Below are 24,789 nucleotides of genomic sequence, written 5' to 3' on the forward strand. Positions count from 1 at the left end.
ATTGAAAACACAGGCTTCATGTATTCGCTAGATACCGATGGAGCTCGAGGATTTGGCTATATCTACAGCCTTTTTAAACTGCTTGATTACCTTAAGTGCGGCCTCAACTTTGTTGGTGGGAATGTTTATTTTGGGAACCGGTAAGCCAGCCGATCCCATCATTTTAAAAGCGGCACTCCGTTCGTTGGTCGGTAGCCCAAGAAGATGAGCGAAATAGAATTTTGGATCTTGAATAAAGGCCTTATAGGCCGCATAGCTTTCCACATAATTACGATTGTAATTAAAGGTGGCGTCGAACTTTTTCTCGGCCCGTTCAATGAAGTAATCACGTTTAAATCCGCGCTTCACCACTTGCCCATTAAGCACCGCTTCTGACTCCTTATATTTGCTGCCCGGAGAAAGACTGTATTTGTTGGTGACATCCTTTCTACTGACGATGATATGGATATGGGTCTGTAGCCCTGGCTTTTTCATCCCCTGGGTAATTACTTTTCCATTCAAGCGATGGGGAATTTGTGCCGAAAGCTTTTTAATCTGCTTTTTCAAAGTTTTGACATTTCCTTTAAGCTCCCCTTTTAATACCATGCGGATATCATTTTCCAATTTGACGATCTTAGCCTTGTACACCTGATTCTCCTTTATCTGTTTATCATACCCTTTAAAGGTGCGTTCATATTCCAACTTTGCATAATATTTAATACTGTCTACGGATACTAGTTTTTCCCGATAAAACGACGCAGCATAATCCTTCATCACCTCTCGGACATATTGTTTCAACAACTTGGGATCATTGTTGATATGCCTTAATTCTCGCCTGCTTGGATTGATGGTAAGGGAATAAAACTTAGGTTCCCTTTTTTTCAATTTGGCAGTATTTTTATCTATTTCCTTGACCACTTGTTCCGGAGCAATCCGATCGTTGTTCTGATCAAAGAAATGCTCCTGAAGTTCTGGTTCTTTTCCTTCATTTTCCTTTTCCAGGTAGGCCACATAATCCGCGGAACTCTGGGAAAATGTTTCCGTTAAATGTTGTTTGGTTATGCTGATATACATATCGTTATTGCTTTTTGGTGCGCTGTTTCAATTGTTCAAAATCTTCAGGGGTCATATCCAATTGTAGTCTTGGTTTTCCAAAGCCACTTTTTACCAATTGTACTTTGTCGAGCAGTGCAACAAACTCCGTTTTCTGTTGGTTTAAGGCTCGCTTCAGATTGGTATGTTCTCTTTCCAGAACGATCGCTTCTTCTATCTTTTGAAAAAAGGCATCCCCTTCCGGATCGTTCTTTGGAGTATCGATTTGTAAGGGGGCCTGCCGAGATTTCTTTTGTGGCGAGTGTTCAAAAAGAAGCTCGAGCATTGCCGTTGTGGGTCGAGTCTGACTCTTCTCAATATCACGGATAATGGAGATCAGGGCTTCCGTCCGTTTTCTGTTCTTGAAAATTTCCTTGCCCACACTTTTTTCAAATTTTTCCGACGGCAAAAAACCATGCCATTCAAAAAAATTTAAAATCATCTCCATGGAATCTGAATAGGTACTGCTAATTTTCTTTGAAAACTGTTTGAACCGCTGGGCGGTATTTCGTCTAAACCGTATCGTAAAAAAATTATCCATGCTGAAATTTTACTATTGGGTCAAATATTATCAATGTTTTAGGGGGCTGACAAGGGATTTGACCCATTTGACCGAATCTACCCAAACACCAAAACCTCTCCGACCCCCTATAAACAAAGGCTTTGCGCAGCAAAATAGAATCGTAACACCGCAACGCGTGTTACCCTCTTGCTATCCCTTTTTTTTCGCCCTCAGCGAAAAATTTTCATCCAATACCTGAAAATAGCCCCAACGCCCAGGGATCTATCATTGAAAGAAAAAATTAAGATTTCCAAAGGGTCATTTTTAGTGAATTCACAACGAATTCTAAAAAGCAATGCGAATACTGAAATTTGGTTTGGGATAATTCTTAGAGCTAAAAACTATAAATTTTACTACGATCCCAGGAGAACCATCCGGGAAGATCTAAAGGTTTTTCCCGGTCAATTCTCCATCCTGGTTCGCCCTCTCTATCGCTTAATATTCCCCGGGCAACATCAAGGTATTTTCAACAAAGAACAGTCGGAGTCGGTCTAATGGAAAATCGGTTGAGTGGTAACTATGGGTTTCAAAAATAATCCCATTGCCATCGCTGTAATCAATGGTAGCTTCGTACCCCAATGCTTCCTTCTCCTCCCCTGAATATTTTCTAAAATCGATGGTAATAAATCGGCTTCTGTTCATCAGGCTATTAGCGATTACGGAAACATCCGTCACCAGCCAATAACATTCTCCGGCCTTGGCAAGGTATTTTATGCCCTCCGTAAATTTTGTTTTTAAAAGTGGGATTTGATACAACATTTCAGAACCCGAAAATTGTGCTAAACCCTCCTTTAATCCTTTCATATCTGTGTCCATTTTTGATAAATTTTAAGTAGTTAATGATAAAATATAGAGGGTGCTACATTTTGGGCAACGCCCTCTTTTTCTTTTCTGGTACCATTGGTTGCTGTTCTTTTAGGGCTTGCTTCCAAGCAGAAGGATCTCCTCTGCAATCACTTCAGTTATATAGCGGGCATTGCCATCGGCAGCCTCATAACTTCGAGTCTTTAACTTCCCTACTACTCCAACCTCCCTGCCCTTTCTAGCATAATTTTCTACGACCTCGGCGGTTTTACCCCAAGCAATAACAGTGTGCCAATCAGTGTTCTTGACCTTCTCGCCGTTCGAGTTTTTGTAATAGTCATTAGTGGCTAAATGAAAACGGGCTACTTTTTTACCGCTTTCAAGGTTCGTAATCGAGGGAACATCCCCGATGTTCCCGATCAACTGTACATGATTTCTTAATCTGCTCATAATTGAAAAATTTATATCCGCATCCATGCAGACGGTTCATACTGTATTGAAAATGATTTACTTATTATATCTCGAGCGTTTTCCCTTTTTTGATTTTTTTGTGGCGTTTTATTCTTAGGATTTGGATACGCTTTCATGATTTCTTGTTTTTGATTTACTTCCTATAGCGCTTTCGCTGTTACCTTTTTTGATGCACTAGCCTTTACAATATTCGAGCTTGGAAAGACGTATAAATAAGAGCGGGGCTTAGCCTGGTTTATGCCGTCGCTCTAGGTCGAATATTGTTATTTCGACATCGAAAAAAGGTCATAGCGGATATCCAGCAGTAGCACTAAAACAATCTATGAAAGGATCCCAACACCGATGGAACGGCACAAAATGCACCAATGGAAATCCTTTAAAGTTTTACTGTTGAATTTTTATTAAGATTAATTTAGGAGTACGAAAGGCAAAGCGGACTTGAGCAGTGGGTTTAAGGGCACCCGGTACGGTGCTCTTACACCCATTGTTCGTGTCCAAGACTTTGTTCCGAGGCTTATTGCCCGAAATGGAATGTAGTGGCAATATGCCGCAGGGAACACACCTTAGGTGGTATTACTCCATATCCAGTTTCGCCCAGATCAAGGGATGGGAACTGGCCGCATGCCCTCTAGTTTTCACTGTTGGATATACTTCCCATTTCATGTTACGCTCTGGCCACATCGCTTTACGGTTGAGTCCACAAGAGATGACTCTCCGGTTCATTTCATAGGAAAGCAGCATATAATCCTTCTGTTTGATATTTACCCCCATCCGATAGCCTCCCAAACTAAAATATCCGGCTCCTCTGCCCTTGTCCTTGTCGATCTTACATTTTACATGTTTGGAGACATCTTCAAGATCGGTTTCCCGAAGTATTGGGTAAAGGCAGTTGCTATAGGATAGATCGTTTAAAGTGCCACAGATCAAGATCAATTCTTTTCCTTCGATCAACATTTTATCATAAATAGCAGCAACTTTCCTAGCCTGTAGCCTTCTCTTAGATTCGTCCTCTGGGGAAAAATGGTTGCAAAGGATATAGACCCTTTCGCCTTTTGGGGTTACAACAACATATTCCTGACAGTCGATATCAAATAGATAATCAGGCAGGGCGGTATTGTTTATGGCATGGCTTTTTACGGTATCCAAGCGGAATCCGTTTTTCGTCATTACCCCCATACTCAGGCCACGGCCATCGTTCCCTTCCATGACCATGACCTGGTCAAAAGGAGTTATCTTAAACTCTTGAAACAATTCCCGATTAAACTCCATTAACGAAGCCTTGTCCTCTACCTCTTGCAGAATTAATATATCCGGATCTATTTCCGAAATAAGGCGTGCTTTATTCAATGTGGATTTATGGTCTATGGCTATAGTATGAAGGGCTATCCAGCCGTTCCAATCCGTAAGTTTAGAGGCTTTCATTTCCTGGGCAAAGCCCCGTTGTTTTAGAAACAATTCCCCTTGTCTTTTTCTAAGCACCCCGTACGGATGGATGTTGATTTTCTCAAAACCCAACAAAAAAGTAAGTTCTCGGATTCTGCTAATTTCATTTTCGCTTTTTTGCATTCTTGGCAATAGGCTGTCCAATTCCACGATCCAATCGGATACGCATTTGCTCAATGTAGCCCTAATCAGGCCCTTGTCCCTGTGATAGAGGTTTTCAATGTTCCATGTTGCTATTTTCATCTTTTTGTTTTTTAAGTTCGTTTATCCCTGGTGCTTTTATCAAAGCCTATGAGGTTGAATATTTGACGCATCCGGCTACGGACTCTTTTTCCGTAACGTTCCTCCAATTCCTCTGCGTTCAGATTGGTAGTGCCATGGGTGATTATTTTGGTTTGCTGGTACAGTTCGTGTCTTGAAATCAACACCTCTCCCATGACATTGCAGTCCATTCCAAAGTGCCTTCCCAGGGGTTCTACCCCTAGATCATCAAAGCAATAGAAGCGTCCATTGCCGTACTCTTCGATGATCTTGTAGCCGATATGGTTAAAGGCAAAAGTGATGTTCCGCGCCGGTATGATTTCATAGGGTCTTTGGTGTGGGACGATGTGGCGTATCAACCGCATCAGACTGGTTTTTCCGCAGCCGACAGGACCTGATAGCAATATCCCCTTATCGGGGTCGATATCGAACTTTTTGCAGTTGTCGAAATCCCGAACCATGTAATTGCACAGCTTCAGTAAAATCTCCTTGTCCTCGTCATAGATTTGAAAATTTCTACCAAAAAGCAACTTGCCTTTGGCTTCGAGATAGACGAGTACCTTTGAAAAATCATAAGCGATATGCTTGCCGTCAAAATCCCCCAAGGAATATTCCGTGGCTCCTTCAATGATGATATGTGGGCGTGATTTTTCCATTAGTTCAAAGGGGTTCCCCGTAGTTTTTTTTAGTGGTGGTCTGGAGGTAATCTACCTTGCCTTTTTTTCGGGGTTTTCTAGCAGGTTCTTTGTTCGCATTTATTTCATTTGCCTTGAGCATCCATTTCTTTGCAAAAGCCCTCCAATCTTCTATTGAGCTTTTCCCACCAACCTTCCATCCTATCCCCTGGTAATGGTTATAAAACCTTGTTGCTTCCACTGCTGCCCAATGGTTCTTTTTAAAAAAATTTAAAACAACTTGTTCATTTTTGGGTATGCTCTTTCTAGAGAGTTTAATATTTGTTTTAATTTGTTTATTAATGTTTATATATGATACCACCGCTAGTCCACCGCTAGTTTCATGCTTGTCCACCACTGGTCCAGGACTTATCTCAAAAATGGGCATCTTGATTCTGCTCCCCTTAAAGCGGTTTCGGGAGGGTTCATAAACGATATATCCCCATTGGTGCAGATTGGAAATACAGCGATGATAAGTTGTTCTCGAACCTATCTTGGAAAGTATCATTGTTGCTTCCCTATCCACTAAAAAACTGTTAGAAAAACGATTCTTGTTCCACATTTGAAAGAGGGCAATATACAGACTGATATGGGTAGGATTTAGCCTCTCATCCGACGCAAAAACTTCAAATATTGCATTGAGGTGTTTTATATAGTTCATCTCCTTTTTTTTGAAGTTTTCACAGTATTCTCAATAAGGACTTTCTCTATCTCTTCTGCGTCATAAAAAATAAGCCCTCCTATTTTAACAAAGGGTATGGTTCCATTCATCCGTAGGCTTAACAGGGTAGTTGGACTAATCTGAAGCATTTCCAAGACCTGGGTGCTTTTCAACCATTCCTTTTTTGATTGCTCTGGCCGTTTTTGTTTCAATAAATCTTTGATCTCCAGGATAACATCCATTTTAAGCTCTCGCAGATCGTCCGTAGTAATAATTGTTTCCGACAATTCTTTGATCTCCTGGAGAAGTTCCATCTTGAACTCTCCAAGATCCTCCGTTGTAATAATTTTTACTGCCATAACTTTGTATTTTTTATAAGACCAATACAATTGATTAGTCTTTGTTCTTTACAAAGTTGAAGAGGTCTTATGGAATAATTCGTCAATTGACACCCTACTGACAAAACGATTTATCAAGTGGTTTTATAAGAAATAACTAGGAAAACACCCCTAAACAAGGGTGTTTTAAGGAAGAGTATTCTTAGTTTTTACTGAAATTCAAAAACAGTCAATTGACAGTGACCTGACATTTTATCAATCATCCATTTCAACCGTCCAGTTCTGTAAAGTTTTTCTAAGTTTATCCATGAATTTTGTGGGATTGGAGCGATTTCTTATTCGGATGGAAGTATGGTGGTAATCGCCAAGATCCATACCGGTTACCCTTTCCAAGAACTCCATAACTGATTTTAAGCTAGTGTTCCCATGATCAATGGCACCGCTATAAAATAGGGCGAACCCTAATTCTGTAAGCGCGATTTTCGCCTCGGTCCATTTAATTTTAGCTATCGGTGTTTTTAATTCTGACGCTAAAGTATTAGGAGTACAGAGTTTATTGTGAAGAAATTCCAAGTAGCCTTTTAAGCCTTTTATGTGGGCAAGTAGGCCGTCATGGGAAGAACTGAACTCAGGGTCAAAACTCACCCCTATGGGACTGGGCCAAGCATATAACTGCCTGTTTTTACGCAAAAAATACTGTGCATCCATTCTTTGGTTTTCCAGTTCCACATACAATATCATGTCCTTGTGGTTGGATAGGAAAGTGTTTACTTCCAGCATTTTTGCTTTAATAATATCTTTTTGCAAATCACCCGAAATATTGGCAAATTCAAGCTCAAAAGATAGCAGGTGTCTACATCGAAAAAGGTGGCCTAAAAGAAAAGGTTTGTGATTCTTAAAAAACCGGATTTCCGACGCTTCATCCGGGAAACCCTGAGAGATTACCGCGACACGGTATCCCTCTAAAATAGTTTGGCAATAAGTAATGGATTTGTCATACGACACTAGGGTATTGCTATTCGATTGCCTTATTTGCTGTAATTCAGCTTCAATTTCTTTTTGAGAGCGTATCCATTCCATATTCCTTTCCTTTTGTAGTCCTTAAGTTTTTAATTTCCTAGTGGTCATTGAAGTATTTTCAAACAAGGTCTATTATTGTTGAACACTTAAATTTCATTATAAAACCAAGAAATAAAAAGTCGGATTAAAGGCGGTTTATAAAGGGAAGGGAGGCATTTATAAATCAAGAGAAATTTTGGTGGAAAAATTCAATTCTAGGCTAGATGAGATACCCTAATGTTAAAGCAAATAACCTTATTTGAAAATCAAAGAAGGTATGTTAAGAACAGCTTAGATTATCCATTCCTCAATCTAGAGACAAGATAGTATTGAAAATGAAAAAAAGGTAGAAATTTAAGAGGATAACTCTAATGATTCATATGCGTTTTGGCAAAGCTAAAAATACGCGCATAGAGTTCTATATAGGCGTCTTGCCCCCCTGTATTCTCATGTCCTGAAGTATAATCGATATCCATTAATACAGGAGCCTTAGAGGAGTTATATTTTTGAAGTTGAGCAATATATTTACCACTATCCCATAAGGGAATGCGGTCATCATTACTACTTGGCATGAGTAAGGTTGCTGGATAATTCGTTTCTGGTTTAAGATTTAAATAGGGATCCATTTTAATAAGTCCTAGAAATTCCAGGCTATCTTTTACAGTCCCATATTCTAAATAACTAGTACTACTGGTCGTAGTTGCAGATTCGAGCCCGAAGGGATGCATTCTAGGCACTTCCGCTATAAAGGATGAAAATAAGTCGGGAGAATCATTGACAGCCATACCTGCTGTAATTCCTCCAGCACTACTAGTGTACAAAGAAACTAATCCTTTTCGTGAATATCCGTTATCGAACAAAAATTCTGTACATGCAATTAAATCTTTCCATGAATTCGATTTTAGGTTTTTCATGCCTTGAATGTGCCATTCTTTGCCTTTTTCGCCACCTCCTCGAACATGGGGAAAAGCTAATATTCCTCCTTGCCTTGCCCAATCGAGATAAATAGGAGAGAAAAAAGGACTCATACTCTCACCATTTGCTCCATAAACGTATACAAACACTTCATTGTTGTTGTCTTGTTTCATATCTTTTCGATAAACGAGAGAGAAAGGAACTTCTACTCCATCGTGAGAAACGACCATAACTTGTTTGGTAACAAGGTCTTTAAATTCTGGAAATAAAGTACTTTCTACTAATCCTTCGTCAGTAAATTCCCCCTCTCGATCAATACGGTATCTGACGTAGTTAGACGTCCAACCATCCATTCCTATTCCAATGTTATTATGAACAACAGATTCGCCAAAAAAGGAGACGTAACCTGGAACAAAGGGTGTCGCAATTTGAATCTCATTACCTTGACCATCTATTTTAAATAATGAAACTTCGACCCCAAATTTTTCTCGGATAAAATAAATGTGATCCTTCGTAACCTCAAACTTAGTAATAGGATTTTCTTGGCTTCCTCTCGCAAGGATTAAAGGATCATCAAAACTTGGATTCTCAATTATTACCTGACAAATTTCATTCCCATTAGAAGTTGCTCTTCGATAGATAAAATACTGTCCTCTTATTTCTCCTTGATTATAATATATCCCATCCCCCGTTTTAAAGAAAGGTTTCCATTTTGGAGTTCCAGTAATTACATCCTTTGTGTTAGCGATAAAACTGTCATAGTAATCTCCTGATTTTGCAGCATAGGCAACTATATATGAATCCTTACTAGAACCTATTTTCACTTTGGGATAATAATCTGAAGGTATTTTTAAAGACTTTTCTTTTCCAAAGATTGGGGTTCTTTTCCCTGGATCTTCCCCTAGAAAATGGATTACGGAATAAGACTCTTTTTTATATTTCTTTTTAGATAATTCCACCTCTGGAAAATAGAGATAAATAAACCCCGAACTATCGGGTAACCACTCAATACCTCCGAAGTCAGGATTGATTTGCGTAATTTTTTCTTTTAGGATTCTTTTGTTTACCAGATCATAAATAATCACAGTAGACGAAAAATCTTCCATGGGATCAAAACCTATAGCAACTTTGGTCCCGTCATGAGAAGGCTTTAGGTAATTTATGTTAGTGTTTTTATTGTTATAAGCACTAGCATTAAAAACTTCCGTTTCAAAATCTGACAATTTTTCTCGGTAATACAGGTTTTCAATATCATTTTGGTAATCATAACGCGAATACAGGTAACTTCCTTTTTCAGTGATGCTTATTTTCCCTATATCTCCCAAAGATTTATTTTCTAAAGTGTGAAATCTATCTTTTAATTCACCTAAAAATCTATTAGTAGAAAAATAGTTTTCCGCTAAGGAGTCCTGACTTTTAAACCAGTTTTGGGTGCTAGTATCCTGTAAATTAGACAGACCATGATAGTTATCCAATACCTTTGTTCTAAAAAACTGTTCAGTTTTAGGACTGGGTTTAAGTTCTGGATAATCCAAAACAATACCAATCTTATCTCCATTACATGAATAAAAAGCAATGAAAAACAATAAAAGATATTTCACAGTTCTTTTAAAATAAATCTTAACCATATTAGGTGTGTTTAAGAATCAATTATAGTTTAGTCCCATTTCTTGGTTTTCTAATTTTATCCCTATCAATCGGTCCGTCTTCTCCTCCTCCTTTTATTTTTGTGAGGTTTCTCAATGCTCTCTTTTTGTAATCTTCCAATTTTTTCTTCATGATTTAAAGTTGTTATAAATTAATTAATAGAACAATTTAGTTTGATTCCTTAAAATCTCCTAGATACACCAACCGTCATTTATAAACGACGATCAATCCCCCTGACTTTTAGTTCCTTCAAGAACTTGGAAGGGTATACTCCAGTTTTTTTATAAAATGCTTTTGAAAAGGACTCCCCTGTTTTAAACCCGAAGGTTTCCGCCAATCCTTGATAGTTATATTTTAATAGTTCCGGTTTTGTTGTAAGCTCCTCTATAGCAGTCGAAATTTTAAGCCCATTTATATATCTCGGGAAACTCATTTGTTTGTAATGATTGATGATTATTGACAAATAAGAGGTGTTTGTGTCCATTTCTTGAGCCAATTGGGCCATATCAAGATCTTTTCTCAAATAAAGGTCGGACTCTTCAAAAGCTTCCAATTTCTCCAAAAGTCCATTCCTTATTTCTTCTGGTACAGATGTCGGATGTTCCCCTACTTTCCGAGGAGGAGATTTTAACTGCTTTGAGCCTTCCATCAACATTAGTACCTTTTGTTTTGTCCTTCGTGCTCTGATATAATAGTAAGGCCCTACCAGCATACCAAGTACGGCCATAGATCCTAAAATTAGGATCCAATTACTTTTTACCTTTAGTAGTTCCTCCGCTTTCCTTTTCTGTATTTTCAAATATGGTATATCATAAGCCATAGTAGCCTGCTGAATAACCCCTTTTTGTTCAATAGCCATCAAACTATCGTGAAAAATCAATTTTTCGAGAGACTCAATTTCCCGTTCCTGGTCATCTTGTAAACTATAATGTATTGCCAATTGCTGATATACTTCCTTGACTTTCTCAAAAGGCTCCTTGGTTTCTTCAATTATGGAATCAATTTGTTTATAATAGGAAATAGCCAATAAATCATCACCTGACTTTTGGGCAATCTTTCCAAGGTAATACAACTTCATAGCCTTGCCTGTCCCTTCCAATTGATTGCTATATTTTATAAGTGTGTCCTTGGCCTTTTCATAATTATGTTCATAATAATCTAATTGTGCCCCCACTAAAACCAAATCGCGATGTTCCATGGTGTCATTAACTAAAATTGCCCTTTGGATACCTTCGTTTAAATAAAGTCGGGAAGAGTCTAATTGGGACAACTTTAGATGTGCTAGGGATAGGTTGTACATCAATATCATATAATCCTCATAATACCTATTTTTATAATCTTCCTCTCTCTTTAGTTCATGCAAGGTCCTAGTGTATATGTCAGCTGCGGCGTGTGATTGTCCGTTTAGATTTCTTATAGCAGCTATGGCCATGGAACTTAATAGTTGGTGGTCAAGGTTGTTTTTTTCTAAAGCAAGATCGTAAGCTAATATGTAATTATGTAAGGCTAATCGATAATCGCCTTTTTCATACCAAATCATAGCCTTAAGAATATAACCCAAAGTAGGGTATTCCGGATTCTTGCTGTCTGCAGTCACTAAAACAATTGAGTCAGCGTAACTTATCGCTAATTTCGGTTCTTCTATCATCGAGCGATAATAATACGCAAAGGCCATTTCCAAAGCATTGGACTCACTTTTAGCTTTTTGCACATGGATATCTGTCAATTTCCGAAGACGATTTAGTTCGTTTTTCTCATATGCCTCATCCTCTAGTTCCATGAATTGCTCATAGGTCAGATGAATTAAAGAGTCGGTACTTAGATCAACAGTTACCATAGGTGACGCCTTATCTTGAGAAATGCCACCTATCCCAAAAAAACAAGAAAACACTAATCCCATTAGAAGATTTAAGTCACGCCTACGATATGTAATAATTTTCATCATTACTAATTTGACCAAAGATTTCTGAATTGATAAAAAACACGTTGTAGCAGGGTAACTTCCGCCAAAATAATTTCGGCGGCACCTGTCATTTCTTGCTTAAATTCCAAGGTTTTACCATAGGATGTATTAAGATTGTTGAGCTCAACATAAACTACATACTCCTGATTACCGCCTGTTTTGGGAACTTCAGAAATTGTTTTTATTTTTCCATCAAGGGTTCCCCATTCTCGATAGGGATAATTTTCAAGTTTGATAATGACCCGTTGTCCCTTCTTAATTTTTCCCGAATTACGAATGGGTACTTGGCATCTGGCAACCAGTTCTTGTTTACCAATGGGAACGATAGTAAAAACAACTTGCCCCTCCTGTATATTTTGATATTTCCCCCAAACATCAAAAAACGATAGTCTTCCAGAAATAGGGCTTCTTAATAGATTCTTATCTTCCCAATCAATGAGCGCAGCTAAAAGCTCTTGCTTCGAAAACTCTAGATTTGAAACATAAACATCTCTATTTTTGATCAATGAATTTTTAAACAGCATTTTGCTGATTTTAATCCGAGATTGCTCTAATTGCAAATGATTTAATTCTTGTTTTAGATTATTATATTGACGTTTTACCTTTAAATAGCCTCTTTCATTTTTCTCAAATTCTTGCAACGATATCACCCCCTTTTCGAATAATATCCGATAACGTTCATAGTTAATTTTCGAAATTTCCAAATCGCGTCCCAACACAAGTATTTCTTCTCCCTTATTCCGGATAGTCCCATTGTTTGTAATAGCTTGCTGTTCTAATTCTATGGTTTTCAATTCCTCGTTATTGAGATTTTGATACAACAATAAGTTTCGATACGCATCAAGAAAGCTGTTATAAAAAGGACGAATTTGATGACCAAGCTTTAACTCGCTAGAAAATTGATTAGCTAAGTTTCCTAAATCTGAATTCAAAAGATTCTTAGAAGAAAGTTGTTCCTTAAGCTCGGTAATTTCATTTACATTTCCTGGGCTTTCCAATACACCTAAAATATCTCCTTTGGAAACAATATCATTAGGACTTTTATAAATCTCAACTATTCTGCCGGTGTGTTTAGCTATTATATGAGCTGGAGGTTCAAGGGAGGTTAACACTAATGATGCATTAATTTGCTCATTAAAGGAAAAAACGGATGCAAACGCAATAACTATAACAAAAAAAACAAATATCAAAACTATACCCCAACGAATCATCCAAATAGGCTTCCTTTTTATATAGGAGGATTCATCATAAAAATGAATGTTTTGCTCTTCCATAGCCCTACAGTTGATTTTGGATTAGATTATAATACTTCCCTTTACCTTCAATTAATTCCTGATGGTTTCCTTGTTCTACGATCTTCCCTTTATCCATCACTAAAATCTGATCGGCATTACGGATCGTAGACAACCGATGGGCAACAATAATTACTGTTTTCCCTTTATAAAACGATTTTAAATTCTCTGTAATAACCGACTCATTTTTAGCATCCAACGCACTTGTTGCCTCATCAAATAAAAGGACGTCCGGGTTTTTATAGATAATTCTTGCAATTAATAATCGTTGTTTTTCACCACCACTTAGGATACTGCCATTCTCACCTATTTTTGTATCTAAACCTAAAGGAAGGTTCTCGATTAGATCGTTGAGATTGGCCTTACTCACGGCTTCTTGCAACCGCCTTCTGTTTGTTGGCTCATTAGCTTTTGATTCTGTAATATTTCTCTCTAAGGTATCATTGAATAACATACTATCTTGAAGAACCGCACCACAATTCTCCCGCCACCTTTTCGTGTTTATGTATTTTAAATTCTCCTTACCTATAGTTACTTTTCCATTTTTAGGCTCGTAAAGTTTTAGAAGAATTTTAAAAAGAGTAGTTTTCCCAGAACCGCTGGCACCAACAATTGCAGTTACCTTATCTATTGGAATAGTTGCGTTGATATTATCTAACACCCTATGGGTGTCTTTTTCTCCATATCCAAAAGCTAAGCCTGTAAAAACAATATCCCCTCTTACTAGAACATTCTCTTTATTTATTGGAATGCTCCCCAATTCCTGAGAATGAATCTCAGATAGGCGTTTCAATGAAAGAGTTGCTCTTTGTAATCCGATTATAAAATCCAAGGTATTTGATATGGGTATTGAAAGACTCCCTACGATGAATTGAATAGCTAACATGGTCCCTAATGTAATTTCCCCAAACACCACTGCCTTTGCCGACCAAAAAATTATAAATATACTGGTCATTTCATTAAGGAATAAACCTCCTTTTAACTGTACTTGATCTACTTTTAAAAAATTGGTTTTTAATCTATATAACCTTATTTGCACATTTTTCCATTCCAATTTCCGGCGTCTTTCAGATCCATTGAGCTTTATTTCTCGTACAGCTGTTATCAATTGAATCAATAAGGATTGTTCCTTCATGTTCAAGTTAAATAGCTTATGATCCAATAGAGCTTTATGTTTTAAAAAAAGAAAGGTCCACCCCATAAAGAGTAAGTTTCCCATCAGGAAAATTATCAATATTTCCATATTGAAATAACCCAATACCATAGCAAAAACAAGGATACTAAATAAATCGAAAGCAATGGACAGAGAACGTCCGCCCAAAAACTCCTCTATTCGATGATGGTCATTGATTCGCTGCATAAAATCCCCAGTAGATTTGGAGTCAAAATATGCTATAGGCATTAGCATCAATTTATCCAAAAAATCCGAAATCATCGATATGTTAATCTGGGTTGACATATGATGTAAAAGCCAGTCTCTTATGACCTCAGATATTAGCCGGGTTATAAAAAGAAATACTTGAGCGATAACAATCAATTGTATAAAGCTGATGTTTTCAAAGTCAATACCATAATCTACAAGACTCTGCGTTAATAAAGGAAGTGACAATTGAATTATTGCGGCTAGGAAAAGACCAAGACATAGTTGTCCGATGTAATCTTTAAAAGGCAATAAATACTGGTACAAGAAGCTTAGACTATTATCGGACTTAGCTTCATCTTGAAAATGGTTAAACTTAAGCTTAGGTTCCGCTAATAAAAGGATGCCCTTTCCATTTTTCTTGGCCGCCCACCTTTCCGAAAATTCAGAATGACTATACTTGGAAAGACCAATAGCTGGATCCGAAACATAAATGGTCTTTTTTGTTGTCTTATAAACCACTAAAAAGTGATTATTCTCCCAGTGTGCAACAGCAGGTAATGGAATGTCATTCACTAACTCTTTAATATCCGATCGTATCCCTATGGCTTCCATACCGATCATATCTAAGGCTTCAGATAGCCCTGCCATGGACACTCCCCCATTTTGTAAGCTAGATATTCTTCTGAGATAATCTAGGTTAAAATCTTTACCGTAATGTTTGGCTATGATTTTTAAGCATGTAGGACCGCAATCCATTTGATCGAGTTGACGATAATTGGGAAATATCACGGTTCCAAGCATTTTTGTATTTCAGTTATACTATCCTAAAGTAATTTAAATACTCCTTTTAAATTACTGATTATCATGATGGTTTATAAATGAAGGCCAATTGATAGTGAACAAAATATATTCTCAAATCCCTTGCGAGAGAATATTAGCTCTAAACCGCTAAATTTTGTTTTTGGCTACTTTAAACTTTAAAGAAAATGTAGAAAAAGCTTTGATAAACCCTTGAAAAGCACATGCTAATTTGACAAAGTCTCATTAAAAATGTAAGACGAAATTAAAAGCTGTAAACTTTAATTAAAATCCTGACAGTTAATTTAAAATAATTTTAACCATATTTTTCTTTGTAAAAAGATATAGTATTATAAATAACTTATTCTGATAAATAAGTTAGTCTGCACAAAATACTCGTTGTAAATCAAATTGTTTTATAAAACAATTTGAAAAATTGTAATCTTCTTAGTAGATAAAAGATTGTAGGGTGGGTTTATTTAATTCCTAGCAATACGAGACTGATACCTTACATGGGAATGCTTATGTATGTGTTTTCTTAGGAGACGACACCCGTCCCCTTTTCCCAGCGGTAATTGTTTTGAATGTTCCCACCTTCCCCGGGTAATAGCCCTATTATAACCTAATTTTTTTGAAGTAAAAAAGTATTAATGAAGAGCACATTATGGATACAATCCCTTGTAAAAATCAGTTTTTAAAATAATTCTAAGGTTTCTATCCAATGTTTTCCTTCAGGAGTAATGATCAGTTGTGGGGGTGATATAAAGGATATATGTCCGTTGCCTCCCATAAACCTACGTTGTTTATAATCTATCAGGCCTTCCTCCTTCATTTTCTTGGCAATACGGGTGGCTTCATTTGGGTCTAAGCAAATATGGGTTATTCGTACAAAGCCTCTTTCCTGGTTTTTGTAAAGAAATTCTAGTATGGAACGATATAGATTCATAACTGAATAATTTTATAATCCTGTAGGTAATACCTATTTAGCAAAGAAAGCAATTTAACCTACAAAAGGACTAAAATATTAGTTAAAATTCCTACATCATCAAATAGCAAGCTCTTACTTCTTAATATTTTTAGGTATCCATAGATTGCTATTCATATCATTTCTGAATATTTCTGACCAAAACTACAAGGAAGGCAGTGTATTAAGTAGTACCCCAGAAGAACACGGCTAATTCTTAAGTCATAATCATATATACTTATAAGTTTTTAAGTCTTAATTAATCAATATTTACTTACATATTTAAAAATTCACGATATTAGCGAATTCATTTATAGAATATAAAAACCTTTATTGGAATTTCCCTCTTATAATGAAAAGTATAATTGAATAACGGTCTTGTTCTATAACTGTTATTCAATTTAATAAAAAGCTCAAATATTCCATTTTTGACATAAAAATGGGTGGTTGTGTTTAAGTGTGGTAAAAAAACATAACTGAATATTAAATATTAAATAATGATAACTCTTGCTGTAATACTTAACTTGATAGTTTCACTTTGGATAATACCTGAATATTTAGGTAGAAAAAGAAAAATTGGTTTTAATTGGTCATTGGTCGCCTGTTTATTTCTTTCGCCAATTATAGGTATAATAATAACTCTAAACAGCCCTCTTCTTGACGAGTTCAAGGAGAAAATCATAATCAATTCTGACAATGACAAAAAAAGCAGTTTGAGTGAAAACAATCCCAAAAGTGTATTAGAAAAACTTCTCAAAAATGACCTGCTTACTAAAGAAGAGTATGACAATAAAATAAATATTTTAGGAGAAATAAAATTTTATAATCTGATACAGAACAGCGAGGAGTTTGCTAATCTCAAGGAACTTTTAGATAAAGACCTTTTAACTAAGGAAGAGTATTTTAATAAGGTTGAATTATTAAAAACAAAAATGAAAAGTAAGGTGAATTCAAAGAACCTTCTTGAAGACGGATTTCGTATAAGTTCTGAATTCATAGACGGTTTGGCCGTTGTTGTTGATGATGATTTAAACTATGGCTTCGTAAATGAAGAAGGTGAAATCATAATTGATACAAAATATGAATTTGCAGACGTGTTTAATGAAGATTTAGCTTTAGTAAGAAGTGATAGGCTTTTCGGATATATTGATAGAAACGGAGATAATATTATTGCTTTTCAATATAATTTAGCAGAGCCTTTTAACAACGGGATAGCTAAGGTCGCTATTGATAATGAGTTTTTCAATATAGACAAAAAAGGAAATAAGGTATCGGAATACACAAACAACAGTAACCATTCCATCCCCCTATAATATTGAAAATGGCTTTAAAAACCATTTTATTTTTCAAATGACACTATCATATAAACTGTGTATATTTAAAATAACAGGGGTTAGCCTTTTTATCATAAATCGTCAGGAACTGATTTAGTGTGATTCTTTATGTACTGATTTATGGCCTATACAAGAAGGGGTTATTTATAGGCTTATTACACCCTTTATTTTATAGTAAAAATGAATTTTTAAATTAAATTGTTATGAAAAGAAAGTTTTTAGTTCTCCTTGTAGGGATGTTCACTTGTATAATAAACAGCCAAGAGGTCCTTACTTTTAGTGATGTCGTTGAAGTAGAAAATGTATTGTCCACTAATTTATATAATCGAGCTAAATTATGGTTTGCATCAGCTTATAAAAGTTCTAATGATGTTCTGCAAGTAGAAAATAAAGAAGAGGGAATGCTAATAGGCAAAGGATCTATTAGCTATGAACAACCATTCTTATCAGGAATGAATACAACAGTAGGAAATGTAAATTACTTGATAAAAATATTTGTAAAAGATGGACGGTACAAATATGAGATTACAAATTTTATCCATCATGGAGCTTCAGAAAGTTTCGGTTTAATAACGACGGATGATAATTACCCTAGAAACACCAAAAAATCGGCATTAAAGTGGGAAAATAGAGTTTGGAATGATATTAAAAATCAAGTGGATTTAGAAGTGCGTTCATTGATTCCAAGTATTAAAGAAGGAATGAGAGAATCCATTGCTTCTGAAAATGAAAATTGGTAATTATTCATTTTGGAACAACAACATAAACCCTAAAGAGGAGTTCTCGGAAATAGAGGGCTCAGCTAGTTTACGGCTCGGTTAGCCCTCTATTTCTTAGCTTGTAGCCACAAGCTGTTTAAAAAAAACAGCTTGTTTTATTACCTGTAAATATCATTGCGGTAACCAGAAAGAAACTTACTAGCCTTATACGAGAATGTTATGTGCAAGCTAGAGCAACATCAGTAATAGAGATAAAAGCTATTCTTTGAAGTAAATAAATGGAAAAACTTGAACTACATTATTACTTATCCGACAAAAGCCATTCAATGGATGCTTTTGTTAAGAATAAAGCTGAAGCAGAACTATTAAAGGTTTTTAAAGAAATTTCAGATATTTTGGAACTCGATTTGAGTTTCGAAATTGAAGCCTTAAAAGAAGGTGGAATCAAGGAATTTATCAAATTTCTTAAAAAGAAAAAGAATAGAAAACAAATAGTCAAAATACTAGCTTTTATTGGAGTTATCTTTTCTGGAGTTTTAACGAACAAAATTTCCGACAACTTTAACAAAAATTCAGAACTTGAAAAATCACAATTAGAGGAATCTCAACTTAACATTAAAAAATTAAAAAGAGATTTAGAAAAAGAAGACATTAGCGAAAAAGAGAGCACCTTTATTATTGAGAATTTAACAATGATAATATCAAATACAGATAAAATTAAATTTCATCGTTCCAACTTTTATTCTCACTTACTCAAAGAAAATAAAATAGAACAAATTTCAACAACTGAACTAGATGAAAATAATAAACCTATATCGAAAGAGAAGAAAGTTTTGAGAGAGGATTTTAATAAATTTATCGTACATAAAATCAAAATTGATTCGGAATTTATTGAAGACGCAAATATCGAAATCATCTCGCCAGTTCTGAGAAGCGGAAAAATGAAATGGAGAGGGTATTATGATAGTAAACCAATTAGTTTTAATTTATTGGATTTAGGCTTTAAAAATTCAGTTTTAAATCGAGAAGTAAGTTTTCAAAATGGGACTTCAATAAAATGTCTTTTGGAATTTGAAAAGGAAATGGACGATGAAGGCAATATAAAGACAACCGAAATAAACGTATTTGACGTTACTAATATTTTTGAAGGAGAAACAACAATACTGACAAAAAGAGGAAAAGAAATCAAAGCAGAAAAAAAGCAGATAAAACTAGATTTTGGAACAAATGAAGAGTAAAAGCCTTCGCATAACAAAGAACTGAGGTAAAAAAACAACACTTTTCTTCATTATTTGAATAAAATAAGAAAATCAGGGGTACCGAAAACCCCCAACTTTCTTCTTCTGATCCCGATAGCCTGTAGGTTTGCCTAAAAAGGGGAAGCTTACACCACCCCTGATCAAACATGAAATTTAAAAATTTTGACTAGAGATTCTCATTGAACACATTGGTAAACGCTGTTTTCAATACTTCTAAATACTCTGTAACGGTCTCCTTGATATCCTTATAATTATTTGATTTTTATCCCCTTCACAATCTCTATAAATATTGTATTTTAACATATAATTAAGGATTTAATTCACTTATAATTGGCATTTTTATGGATTGAACTTCTCCCCCACTAAATCGCTTAAAAACTGCACAATATGATTTTTTAAGATTACCAAATAACCCAGTATTTAAGGATTGGTGTCGAAAACCATTATGAATAAAGGTGGGGATACCTTTAAATTATAACCCCTTTTTGAACACAATAATCAATGGCAAACAGCAAACACGCACATTTAAGATATAATATTCTAGACTATTGCTTTCGTTATAGATCACTCAGTTTTGAAGAATTATTAGAGGTTGTTAATGAAGGTATTGCCGAACTTTATCCAGGAGAAGGAATATCTGAGCGATCTCTGAGAAAAGATTTAAGAGTTTTCCGAGATGATAAAAAAGGTTTTAATGCGCCATTACCAGAAAAAATAAGAATTTTAAAATATTCAGATCCAAAATTTTCTATTGCTCAGCGCCCTTTATTAGAATATGAACAGTATTTAATTGATGCCGCGCAGCAGTTATTAAGTCGTTTTGAAAATCATCCGAAGTATGATAGACTCGCGGAAGCTTTGATCAAGTTTCAGGATGAAGAAGATCCAGAAACTGACATCTCCAAAATTCTATATTACGACCTAAACGAAGAATATAAAGGTATTCAACATCTGAAACCCCTTTATTTAGCTATTAAGAAAAAGGAGGTTCTTCAGATAACATATAAAGGGTTCAAAGATCAGGAATCGAGAGTTTTTATATTTCATCCACATTTACTAAAACAATATAACAGAAGGTGGTTTGTATTTGGGCTAAATAGTTCGAAAGGGATTAAAGAATGGAGTATTCCTTTAGATGAAAGACTTATTGGTTTTAAAGTTATTGAAGATATGGAATATCTCGAGTCAGATACGGACTGGGATAATTTTTTTAGAACGATGGTAGGCGTTGTAAGACTAGTTGATGCAGAGGTTGAGAAAGTTGTCTTACGTTTCCATAATGGCAGAGAAAACTATTTTAAAACAAAACCATTTCAACCGGATTACGAGGAGTTTTTTGAGGAAGATAAACAAAATCAAGTTTGGTTTGAAACAATTATAAATAATGAATTGATACAGCAAATATTATCTTATGGTCAAGATGTTGAGGTTTTGCTACCAGAACATTTAAAAACGAAAATGAGCGAACATGTAAAGACTATGCAGGAGTTTTACAACACGTAACTGTGCAATTACTTTGCGCAATTAAATTGTTTATTTGTAGAGTTGAATTTATAGAAGTTTATGCGAGAAGAAAATTATATAGAAAATGAAGAGGTAAAAAGGATCACCGAATCCCTTTGGCAATTAATAAGTAGTCTGCGTGGGGTTTTACCAGTTGAACAACATCACGTGGTTCTTTTTCTAATGTCAGCGTATTATGATGGTATAATTGGTGAAGAACTTATAAAGGGAGAGGTTGATTATGAAGATTTTTTCTATGCTTTAGAAGATGATTATAGATACTGTGACTTGTTAAAAGTTTATAAGCCTATAATAAATGCCATACCGGAATGGCCTTTGGAAGTTATAATTAGACGGCTTTCGATAATAGATAGTGACCTTTCTGAATCTGTATTTAATCGAATTTTCGATAATCTTTTGTTCAAAATAGCAAGTAATCAGGGTAAACATTCAGGAGAATTTCTACTTCCTACTGAGGTCAGTAAATTAGTTATGGAATTAGTAAATATTCCAACTAGAGCTAAGGTCTTTAATCCGTTTGCTGGACTAGCTTCTTTTGCCACATATCTTGATTATGCAGAAAGTTATTACGGACAAGAAATTAGTGATTCTACTTGGGCATTAGGTAAATTGAGACTACTTAGGTTAGAAAAATCCAGAACTTTTAATATCGATTACAGGATTGAGGATTCTATAAATAACTGGCCGGAATTCAAGGCTTTTGACTTAATAGTATCTAATCCGCCATTTAATTATAAAATTGATTCTTTTATCGCAGATCAATTTGGCTGGAAGAGAATGAATGTTGAAACCTATGTAATTAAAAAAGGATTAGAGTCTATAAATTTTGATGGGAAAGTCGCTTGTGTGATTTCTCAAGGACTACTTTTCAGAGGTGGTGAAGAGCAAAAATTTAGAAAATATTTAGTTGAGGAAGGATTGATAGAAACCATTGTTTCATTACCTGGTGGAATTTTAAAGCATACGGGAGTCCCTGTATGTATACTGATCTTAACTCGAAAGAGAAATTCTAATCGATTAATTAAAATGATTGAAACTTCCTCTTTTATAAATAATGAAAATAACCGAGAGAAACATCTTGACGTAGTCAGATTACTTGATTATTCAAATGAATTTAATCGTTCTAAAGCAGTTATAGAGGTATCAATCGATCAAGTAAGGCAACACCACTATAATTTAAATATTAAAAGATATTTTGTAGAAGATTTTAATGGTATTCCACTTATCGAACTAGTAAAGACAATAAGAGGACAAAGAGTAGGTAATGAAAGTAGAACTACGGGAAAATTTGTTCGTACTAGTAACCTTAAAGATAATGATGTTTCCTATCAATTAGAGCTAGATGAAATAAAGGAAATAGAGCTTCCTTCCTATTCTAGTAGGATAGAAAGTGATTGTATTCTTGTTTCTACGAGATGGAAATCTCTTAAACCTACCTTATTTGAATATAAAGGTGCGCCAATCTACATTGGAATGGACTTGCTTGCTATTAAAGTAGATTCGAATAATTTTGAAGTTGACCCTCATTATTTAATAAGCGAATTAAGATCGACAAAAGTTCTTAAGCAAGTAGCAGCATTCCAAAACCCTGGCGCTATAACGTTCTTAAATAGGAACGATTTTTTTGAAATTAAGATTGATTTACCAACTATTGAGGAGCAAAGAGCTAAGGTCAAGGGTATATTAGATCTTTCTGAAAAATTTAAAGCACTTCAAATGGAGAGAAATGCGCTAGCCCACGGACAGCAAGTTGCAAATTTCGACGAATTTGCTTCTTTAAAACACTCTTTAGGAGCCCCTAGACAAAACATTTTGTCTAATGCTAAAAGTTTAATCCGTTTTTTTGAGAATAATCATTCTGATGCATTTAAGGAAGTTTCGGAATTATACAATAAGCGTTACAACACTAATTTAGTCGATGATTTGATTCAAATAAAAGATGATGTTAATCACATCTCTACAATTCTTGAAAAGGGTGAGAATGGATTGACTTTAGACAATTTTGATCTAAAGTCAATATCAATACAAGAAATTGATAAGGCACTAAAAGCAACAAGAAAAGTTAGAGAGAAATATAAACCTCAATATAAAGAACCCCTTATTTCTGAAATTTCGGGAAAGGCTATAAAAGCAAATATCACTTTGTTCAAGATATTAATTAATAATATTTTATCAAACGCTGATAAGTATGCATTCAATTCAAAAGATAACGCAAATCAGTTAATTATTGAATTAAAAGCTACAGAGGATGTTTTAGAATTAGAAATTAGAAACAATGGCACACCATTTCCAAACAACTTTAGTAAAGATAAATTTATATCAAAATTTACTACCATCAGCCTAGATAACGGTTCAGGTCTAGGTGGATATGACATTAATAGAATTGCCAAATATTTTGAAAACCCAGATTGGGAATTAGTATTAAATAATAACGATGTTTTTCCTGTTGTGTTTAGATTCACGTTCCCTATAATCCCAATGATAAATGAGTAAAAAATATAATGTGCTGTGGATTGATGACCAGCATAAAGATCTATCTGCCGTTCATAAAACAGCTACGGATTTTGATATTCAACTATGGCCATTCAAATCAATGAATGGCGGTTGTGGAGAACTTGAAGCTAATCTTTCAAAGTATGACGCTATTTTGTTAGATGCAAAATTTTTTGAAAATGAAGATGATAAACCAGGTTCTGAAGATACCCAATGGATATATGATACAAAGGACAGAATACGCGATCTTGATAAATCTCTACAATACTTTGTTTTAACTGGTCAAGCCAAAACATATGCTTCAGAAGAATTTAATAAAGCGTTTAAAAATGTATTTGAAAAAGGAAAAGACGAAGACGAAGATACGTTGTTTAAAATGCTTGTACAAGCTTGTCAAAATAGGGAATTAACAAGACTAAAGCATAAATACAAGAAACAGTTTGAAATTTGTACCGATGCATATATTGGGTCAAAACATTTTGATAGAGTTATAGACATTATAAAAGATGTAGAGAATCCAGAAAAAATTAAGGTAGCCCAAGATATGCTAAATCCTATGAGGAAAATTCTTGAAGCTCTTTTTGATAAGCTAAACGAAATAGGATTAATACCTGACGAGATTAGAAAAAAACAAGGGAGCTTAAATGGATCAAGTTATTTTCTTTCTGGAAATAATCATAATTATGAGTACCATAGCGAATTGATTCATCCCATGGTTGCCGAGAATATTTATCGACTGTTAAATATAACTCAGGACGGTTCTCATGATAACGGAAAAAAACTAAGAGCGGATGAGTATCTATCTTTAAGCAAAAATCATAAGCTTTATAAGAGCACTATTTATCTGCTACTGGATATTCTCGAATACATGAAAGATTTCTTAGATGAGAATACAGATAAGAATCTTAATCAAGAGAAATGGGAAGTAAGAAAGTTTACTGCGACAATAGATTCTATTTCCGGGAAAGTGATAGAAATTCAAGATAGTGGCTGGGGTGTTTTTGAATCAGATGATAAAACTAAGACAATTAAAATTCCTGATTATATGATGGAAAAACACAAATTAAAGCTTGATCAAATTATAAAAGCAACAACGAAACCAAGTCCGGACGGAACAAGAACATACATTGACGAAATTTTCATCGAATAAACTCTGCAATCACCCTGCACACTT

21 protein-coding genes are annotated in these 24,789 nt (G+C 35.1%); 6 read left to right on the top strand and 15 right to left on the bottom strand.

Translation table 11 applies throughout. The features are described 5' to 3' along the window. Positions 1–27: 27 nt before the first annotated feature. From mobB to BUA16_RS14545, 15 genes are all read right to left on the bottom strand, one after another. A complete protein-coding gene (gene mobB, locus BUA16_RS14475) occupies positions 28–1,053 on the bottom strand; it encodes a MobB family relaxase (protein WP_072765468.1) in 1,026 nt (341 codons plus the stop codon). A gap of 4 nt (positions 1,054–1,057) precedes the next feature. Beyond that, positions 1,058–1,612, bottom strand: a complete 555-nt coding sequence (locus tag BUA16_RS14480) for a BfmA/BtgA family mobilization protein (protein ID WP_072765469.1) — start codon at positions 1,610–1,612, stop codon at positions 1,058–1,060. 456 nt (positions 1,613–2,068) lie between these two features. After that, positions 2,069–2,449 carry a DUF6876 family protein gene (locus BUA16_RS14490; protein ID WP_072765471.1) on the bottom strand — a complete coding sequence of 127 codons (381 nt, stop codon included), beginning with the start codon at positions 2,447–2,449 and terminating at the stop codon, positions 2,069–2,071. A gap of 99 nt (positions 2,450–2,548) precedes the next feature. Beyond that, entirely contained in the window at positions 2,549–2,887 is a 339-nt protein-coding gene (locus BUA16_RS14495) for a single-stranded DNA-binding protein (RefSeq protein ID WP_072765497.1), read from the bottom strand. 594 nt (positions 2,888–3,481) lie between these two features. Continuing rightward, positions 3,482–4,594, bottom strand: coding sequence for an exonuclease/endonuclease/phosphatase family protein (locus BUA16_RS14500; RefSeq protein WP_072765472.1), 1,113 nt, complete (start codon positions 4,592–4,594; stop codon positions 3,482–3,484). Between the two features lie 11 nt (positions 4,595–4,605). Next, positions 4,606–5,268: a P-loop NTPase family protein gene (locus BUA16_RS14505; protein ID WP_072765473.1), complete on the bottom strand. Its 663-nt coding sequence runs from the start codon at positions 5,266–5,268 to the stop codon at positions 4,606–4,608. A 4-nt stretch (positions 5,269–5,272) separates the two neighbouring features. Continuing rightward, positions 5,273–5,947: a hypothetical protein gene (locus BUA16_RS14510; RefSeq protein WP_072765474.1), complete on the bottom strand. Its 675-nt coding sequence runs from the start codon at positions 5,945–5,947 to the stop codon at positions 5,273–5,275. Next, positions 5,944–6,306: a helix-turn-helix domain-containing protein gene (locus BUA16_RS14515; RefSeq protein ID WP_317045400.1), complete on the bottom strand. Its 363-nt coding sequence runs from the start codon at positions 6,304–6,306 to the stop codon at positions 5,944–5,946. The genes BUA16_RS14510 and BUA16_RS14515 overlap by 4 nt, the downstream gene beginning before the upstream one ends. 234 nt (positions 6,307–6,540) lie before the next feature. Then, entirely contained in the window at positions 6,541–7,365 is an 825-nt protein-coding gene (locus BUA16_RS14520) for an RteC domain-containing protein (RefSeq protein WP_072765475.1), read from the bottom strand. Between the two features lie 347 nt (positions 7,366–7,712). Further along, positions 7,713–9,887, bottom strand: a complete 2,175-nt coding sequence (locus BUA16_RS14525; protein WP_072765476.1) for a prolyl oligopeptidase family serine peptidase — start codon at positions 9,885–9,887, stop codon at positions 7,713–7,715. Positions 9,888–9,909: 22 nt separating this feature from the next. Continuing rightward, positions 9,910–10,038, bottom strand: coding sequence for a hypothetical protein (locus tag BUA16_RS19090; protein WP_262482964.1), 129 nt, complete (start codon positions 10,036–10,038; stop codon positions 9,910–9,912). Positions 10,039–10,117: 79 nt separating this feature from the next. Beyond that, positions 10,118–11,806, bottom strand: a complete 1,689-nt coding sequence (locus BUA16_RS14530) for a helix-turn-helix domain-containing protein (protein WP_178338890.1) — start codon at positions 11,804–11,806, stop codon at positions 10,118–10,120. 47 nt (positions 11,807–11,853) lie between these two features. Beyond that, positions 11,854–13,143, bottom strand: coding sequence for an HlyD family secretion protein (locus BUA16_RS14535; protein WP_072765478.1), 1,290 nt, complete (start codon positions 13,141–13,143; stop codon positions 11,854–11,856). A gap of 4 nt (positions 13,144–13,147) precedes the next feature. After that, a complete protein-coding gene (locus tag BUA16_RS14540) occupies positions 13,148–15,313 on the bottom strand; it encodes a peptidase domain-containing ABC transporter (RefSeq protein WP_245795575.1) in 2,166 nt (721 codons plus the stop codon). A 703-nt stretch (positions 15,314–16,016) separates the two neighbouring features. Next, on the bottom strand, positions 16,017–16,268 hold the full coding sequence (locus tag BUA16_RS14545) for a hypothetical protein (protein WP_072765480.1): 252 nt from the start codon (positions 16,266–16,268) through the stop codon (positions 16,017–16,019). 515 nt (positions 16,269–16,783) lie between these two features. On the opposite strand from BUA16_RS14545, the gene BUA16_RS14550 reads away from it, so the two are divergent. From BUA16_RS14550 to BUA16_RS14575, 6 genes are all read left to right on the top strand, one after another. After that, positions 16,784–17,599: a WG repeat-containing protein gene (locus BUA16_RS14550; protein ID WP_072765481.1), complete on the top strand. Its 816-nt coding sequence runs from the start codon at positions 16,784–16,786 to the stop codon at positions 17,597–17,599. A 224-nt stretch (positions 17,600–17,823) separates the two neighbouring features. After that, on the top strand, positions 17,824–18,360 hold the full coding sequence (locus BUA16_RS14555; protein WP_072765482.1) for a DUF4468 domain-containing protein: 537 nt from the start codon (positions 17,824–17,826) through the stop codon (positions 18,358–18,360). A gap of 257 nt (positions 18,361–18,617) precedes the next feature. Then, positions 18,618–19,577: a hypothetical protein gene (locus BUA16_RS14560; protein WP_072765483.1), complete on the top strand. Its 960-nt coding sequence runs from the start codon at positions 18,618–18,620 to the stop codon at positions 19,575–19,577. A 522-nt stretch (positions 19,578–20,099) separates the two neighbouring features. Continuing rightward, positions 20,100–21,101 carry a helix-turn-helix transcriptional regulator gene (locus BUA16_RS14565; protein WP_072765484.1) on the top strand — a complete coding sequence of 334 codons (1,002 nt, stop codon included), beginning with the start codon at positions 20,100–20,102 and terminating at the stop codon, positions 21,099–21,101. Positions 21,102–21,161: 60 nt separating this feature from the next. Next, positions 21,162–23,615: an N-6 DNA methylase gene (locus BUA16_RS14570; RefSeq protein ID WP_072765485.1), complete on the top strand. Its 2,454-nt coding sequence runs from the start codon at positions 21,162–21,164 to the stop codon at positions 23,613–23,615. Then, positions 23,608–24,765, top strand: a complete 1,158-nt coding sequence (locus BUA16_RS14575; protein WP_072765486.1) for a hypothetical protein — start codon at positions 23,608–23,610, stop codon at positions 24,763–24,765. The genes BUA16_RS14570 and BUA16_RS14575 overlap by 8 nt, the downstream gene beginning before the upstream one ends. Positions 24,766–24,789 lie beyond the last annotated feature (24 nt).

It is taken from the genome of Arenibacter nanhaiticus, assembly GCF_900141935.1.
Lineage (GTDB): Bacteria > Bacteroidota > Bacteroidia > Flavobacteriales > Flavobacteriaceae > Arenibacter > Arenibacter nanhaiticus.

Excerpts from the sequence above, each read along its gene's own strand:
- BUA16_RS14560 (WP_072765483.1), top strand. The coding sequence starts at position 18,618 with ATGGAAAAACTTGAACTACATTATTACTTATCCGACAAAAGCCATTCA.
- BUA16_RS19090 (WP_262482964.1), bottom strand. The coding sequence starts at position 10,038 with ATGAAGAAAAAATTGGAAGATTACAAAAAGAGAGCATTGAGAAACCTC.
- BUA16_RS14565 (WP_072765484.1), top strand. The coding sequence starts at position 20,100 with ATGGCAAACAGCAAACACGCACATTTAAGATATAATATTCTAGACTAT.
- BUA16_RS14535 (WP_072765478.1), bottom strand. The coding sequence starts at position 13,143 with ATGGAAGAGCAAAACATTCATTTTTATGATGAATCCTCCTATATAAAA.
- BUA16_RS14530 (WP_178338890.1), bottom strand. The coding sequence starts at position 11,806 with ATGGGATTAGTGTTTTCTTGTTTTTTTGGGATAGGTGGCATTTCTCAA.
- BUA16_RS14500 (WP_072765472.1), bottom strand. The coding sequence starts at position 4,594 with ATGAAAATAGCAACATGGAACATTGAAAACCTCTATCACAGGGACAAG.
- BUA16_RS14490 (WP_072765471.1), bottom strand. The coding sequence starts at position 2,449 with ATGGACACAGATATGAAAGGATTAAAGGAGGGTTTAGCACAATTTTCG.
- BUA16_RS14545 (WP_072765480.1), bottom strand. The coding sequence starts at position 16,268 with ATGAATCTATATCGTTCCATACTAGAATTTCTTTACAAAAACCAGGAA.
- BUA16_RS14510 (WP_072765474.1), bottom strand. The coding sequence starts at position 5,947 with ATGAACTATATAAAACACCTCAATGCAATATTTGAAGTTTTTGCGTCG.
- BUA16_RS14575 (WP_072765486.1), top strand. The coding sequence starts at position 23,608 with ATGAGTAAAAAATATAATGTGCTGTGGATTGATGACCAGCATAAAGAT.
- BUA16_RS14480 (WP_072765469.1), bottom strand. The coding sequence starts at position 1,612 with ATGGATAATTTTTTTACGATACGGTTTAGACGAAATACCGCCCAGCGG.
- BUA16_RS14555 (WP_072765482.1), top strand. The coding sequence starts at position 17,824 with ATGAAAAGAAAGTTTTTAGTTCTCCTTGTAGGGATGTTCACTTGTATA.
- BUA16_RS14515 (WP_317045400.1), bottom strand. The coding sequence starts at position 6,306 with ATGGCAGTAAAAATTATTACAACGGAGGATCTTGGAGAGTTCAAGATG.
- mobB (WP_072765468.1), bottom strand. The coding sequence starts at position 1,053 with ATGTATATCAGCATAACCAAACAACATTTAACGGAAACATTTTCCCAG.
- BUA16_RS14495 (WP_072765497.1), bottom strand. The coding sequence starts at position 2,887 with ATGAGCAGATTAAGAAATCATGTACAGTTGATCGGGAACATCGGGGAT.
- BUA16_RS14525 (WP_072765476.1), bottom strand. The coding sequence starts at position 9,887 with ATGGTTAAGATTTATTTTAAAAGAACTGTGAAATATCTTTTATTGTTT.
- BUA16_RS14570 (WP_072765485.1), top strand. The coding sequence starts at position 21,162 with ATGCGAGAAGAAAATTATATAGAAAATGAAGAGGTAAAAAGGATCACC.
- BUA16_RS14520 (WP_072765475.1), bottom strand. The coding sequence starts at position 7,365 with ATGGAATGGATACGCTCTCAAAAAGAAATTGAAGCTGAATTACAGCAA.
- BUA16_RS14550 (WP_072765481.1), top strand. The coding sequence starts at position 16,784 with ATGATAACTCTTGCTGTAATACTTAACTTGATAGTTTCACTTTGGATA.
- BUA16_RS14505 (WP_072765473.1), bottom strand. The coding sequence starts at position 5,268 with ATGGAAAAATCACGCCCACATATCATCATTGAAGGAGCCACGGAATAT.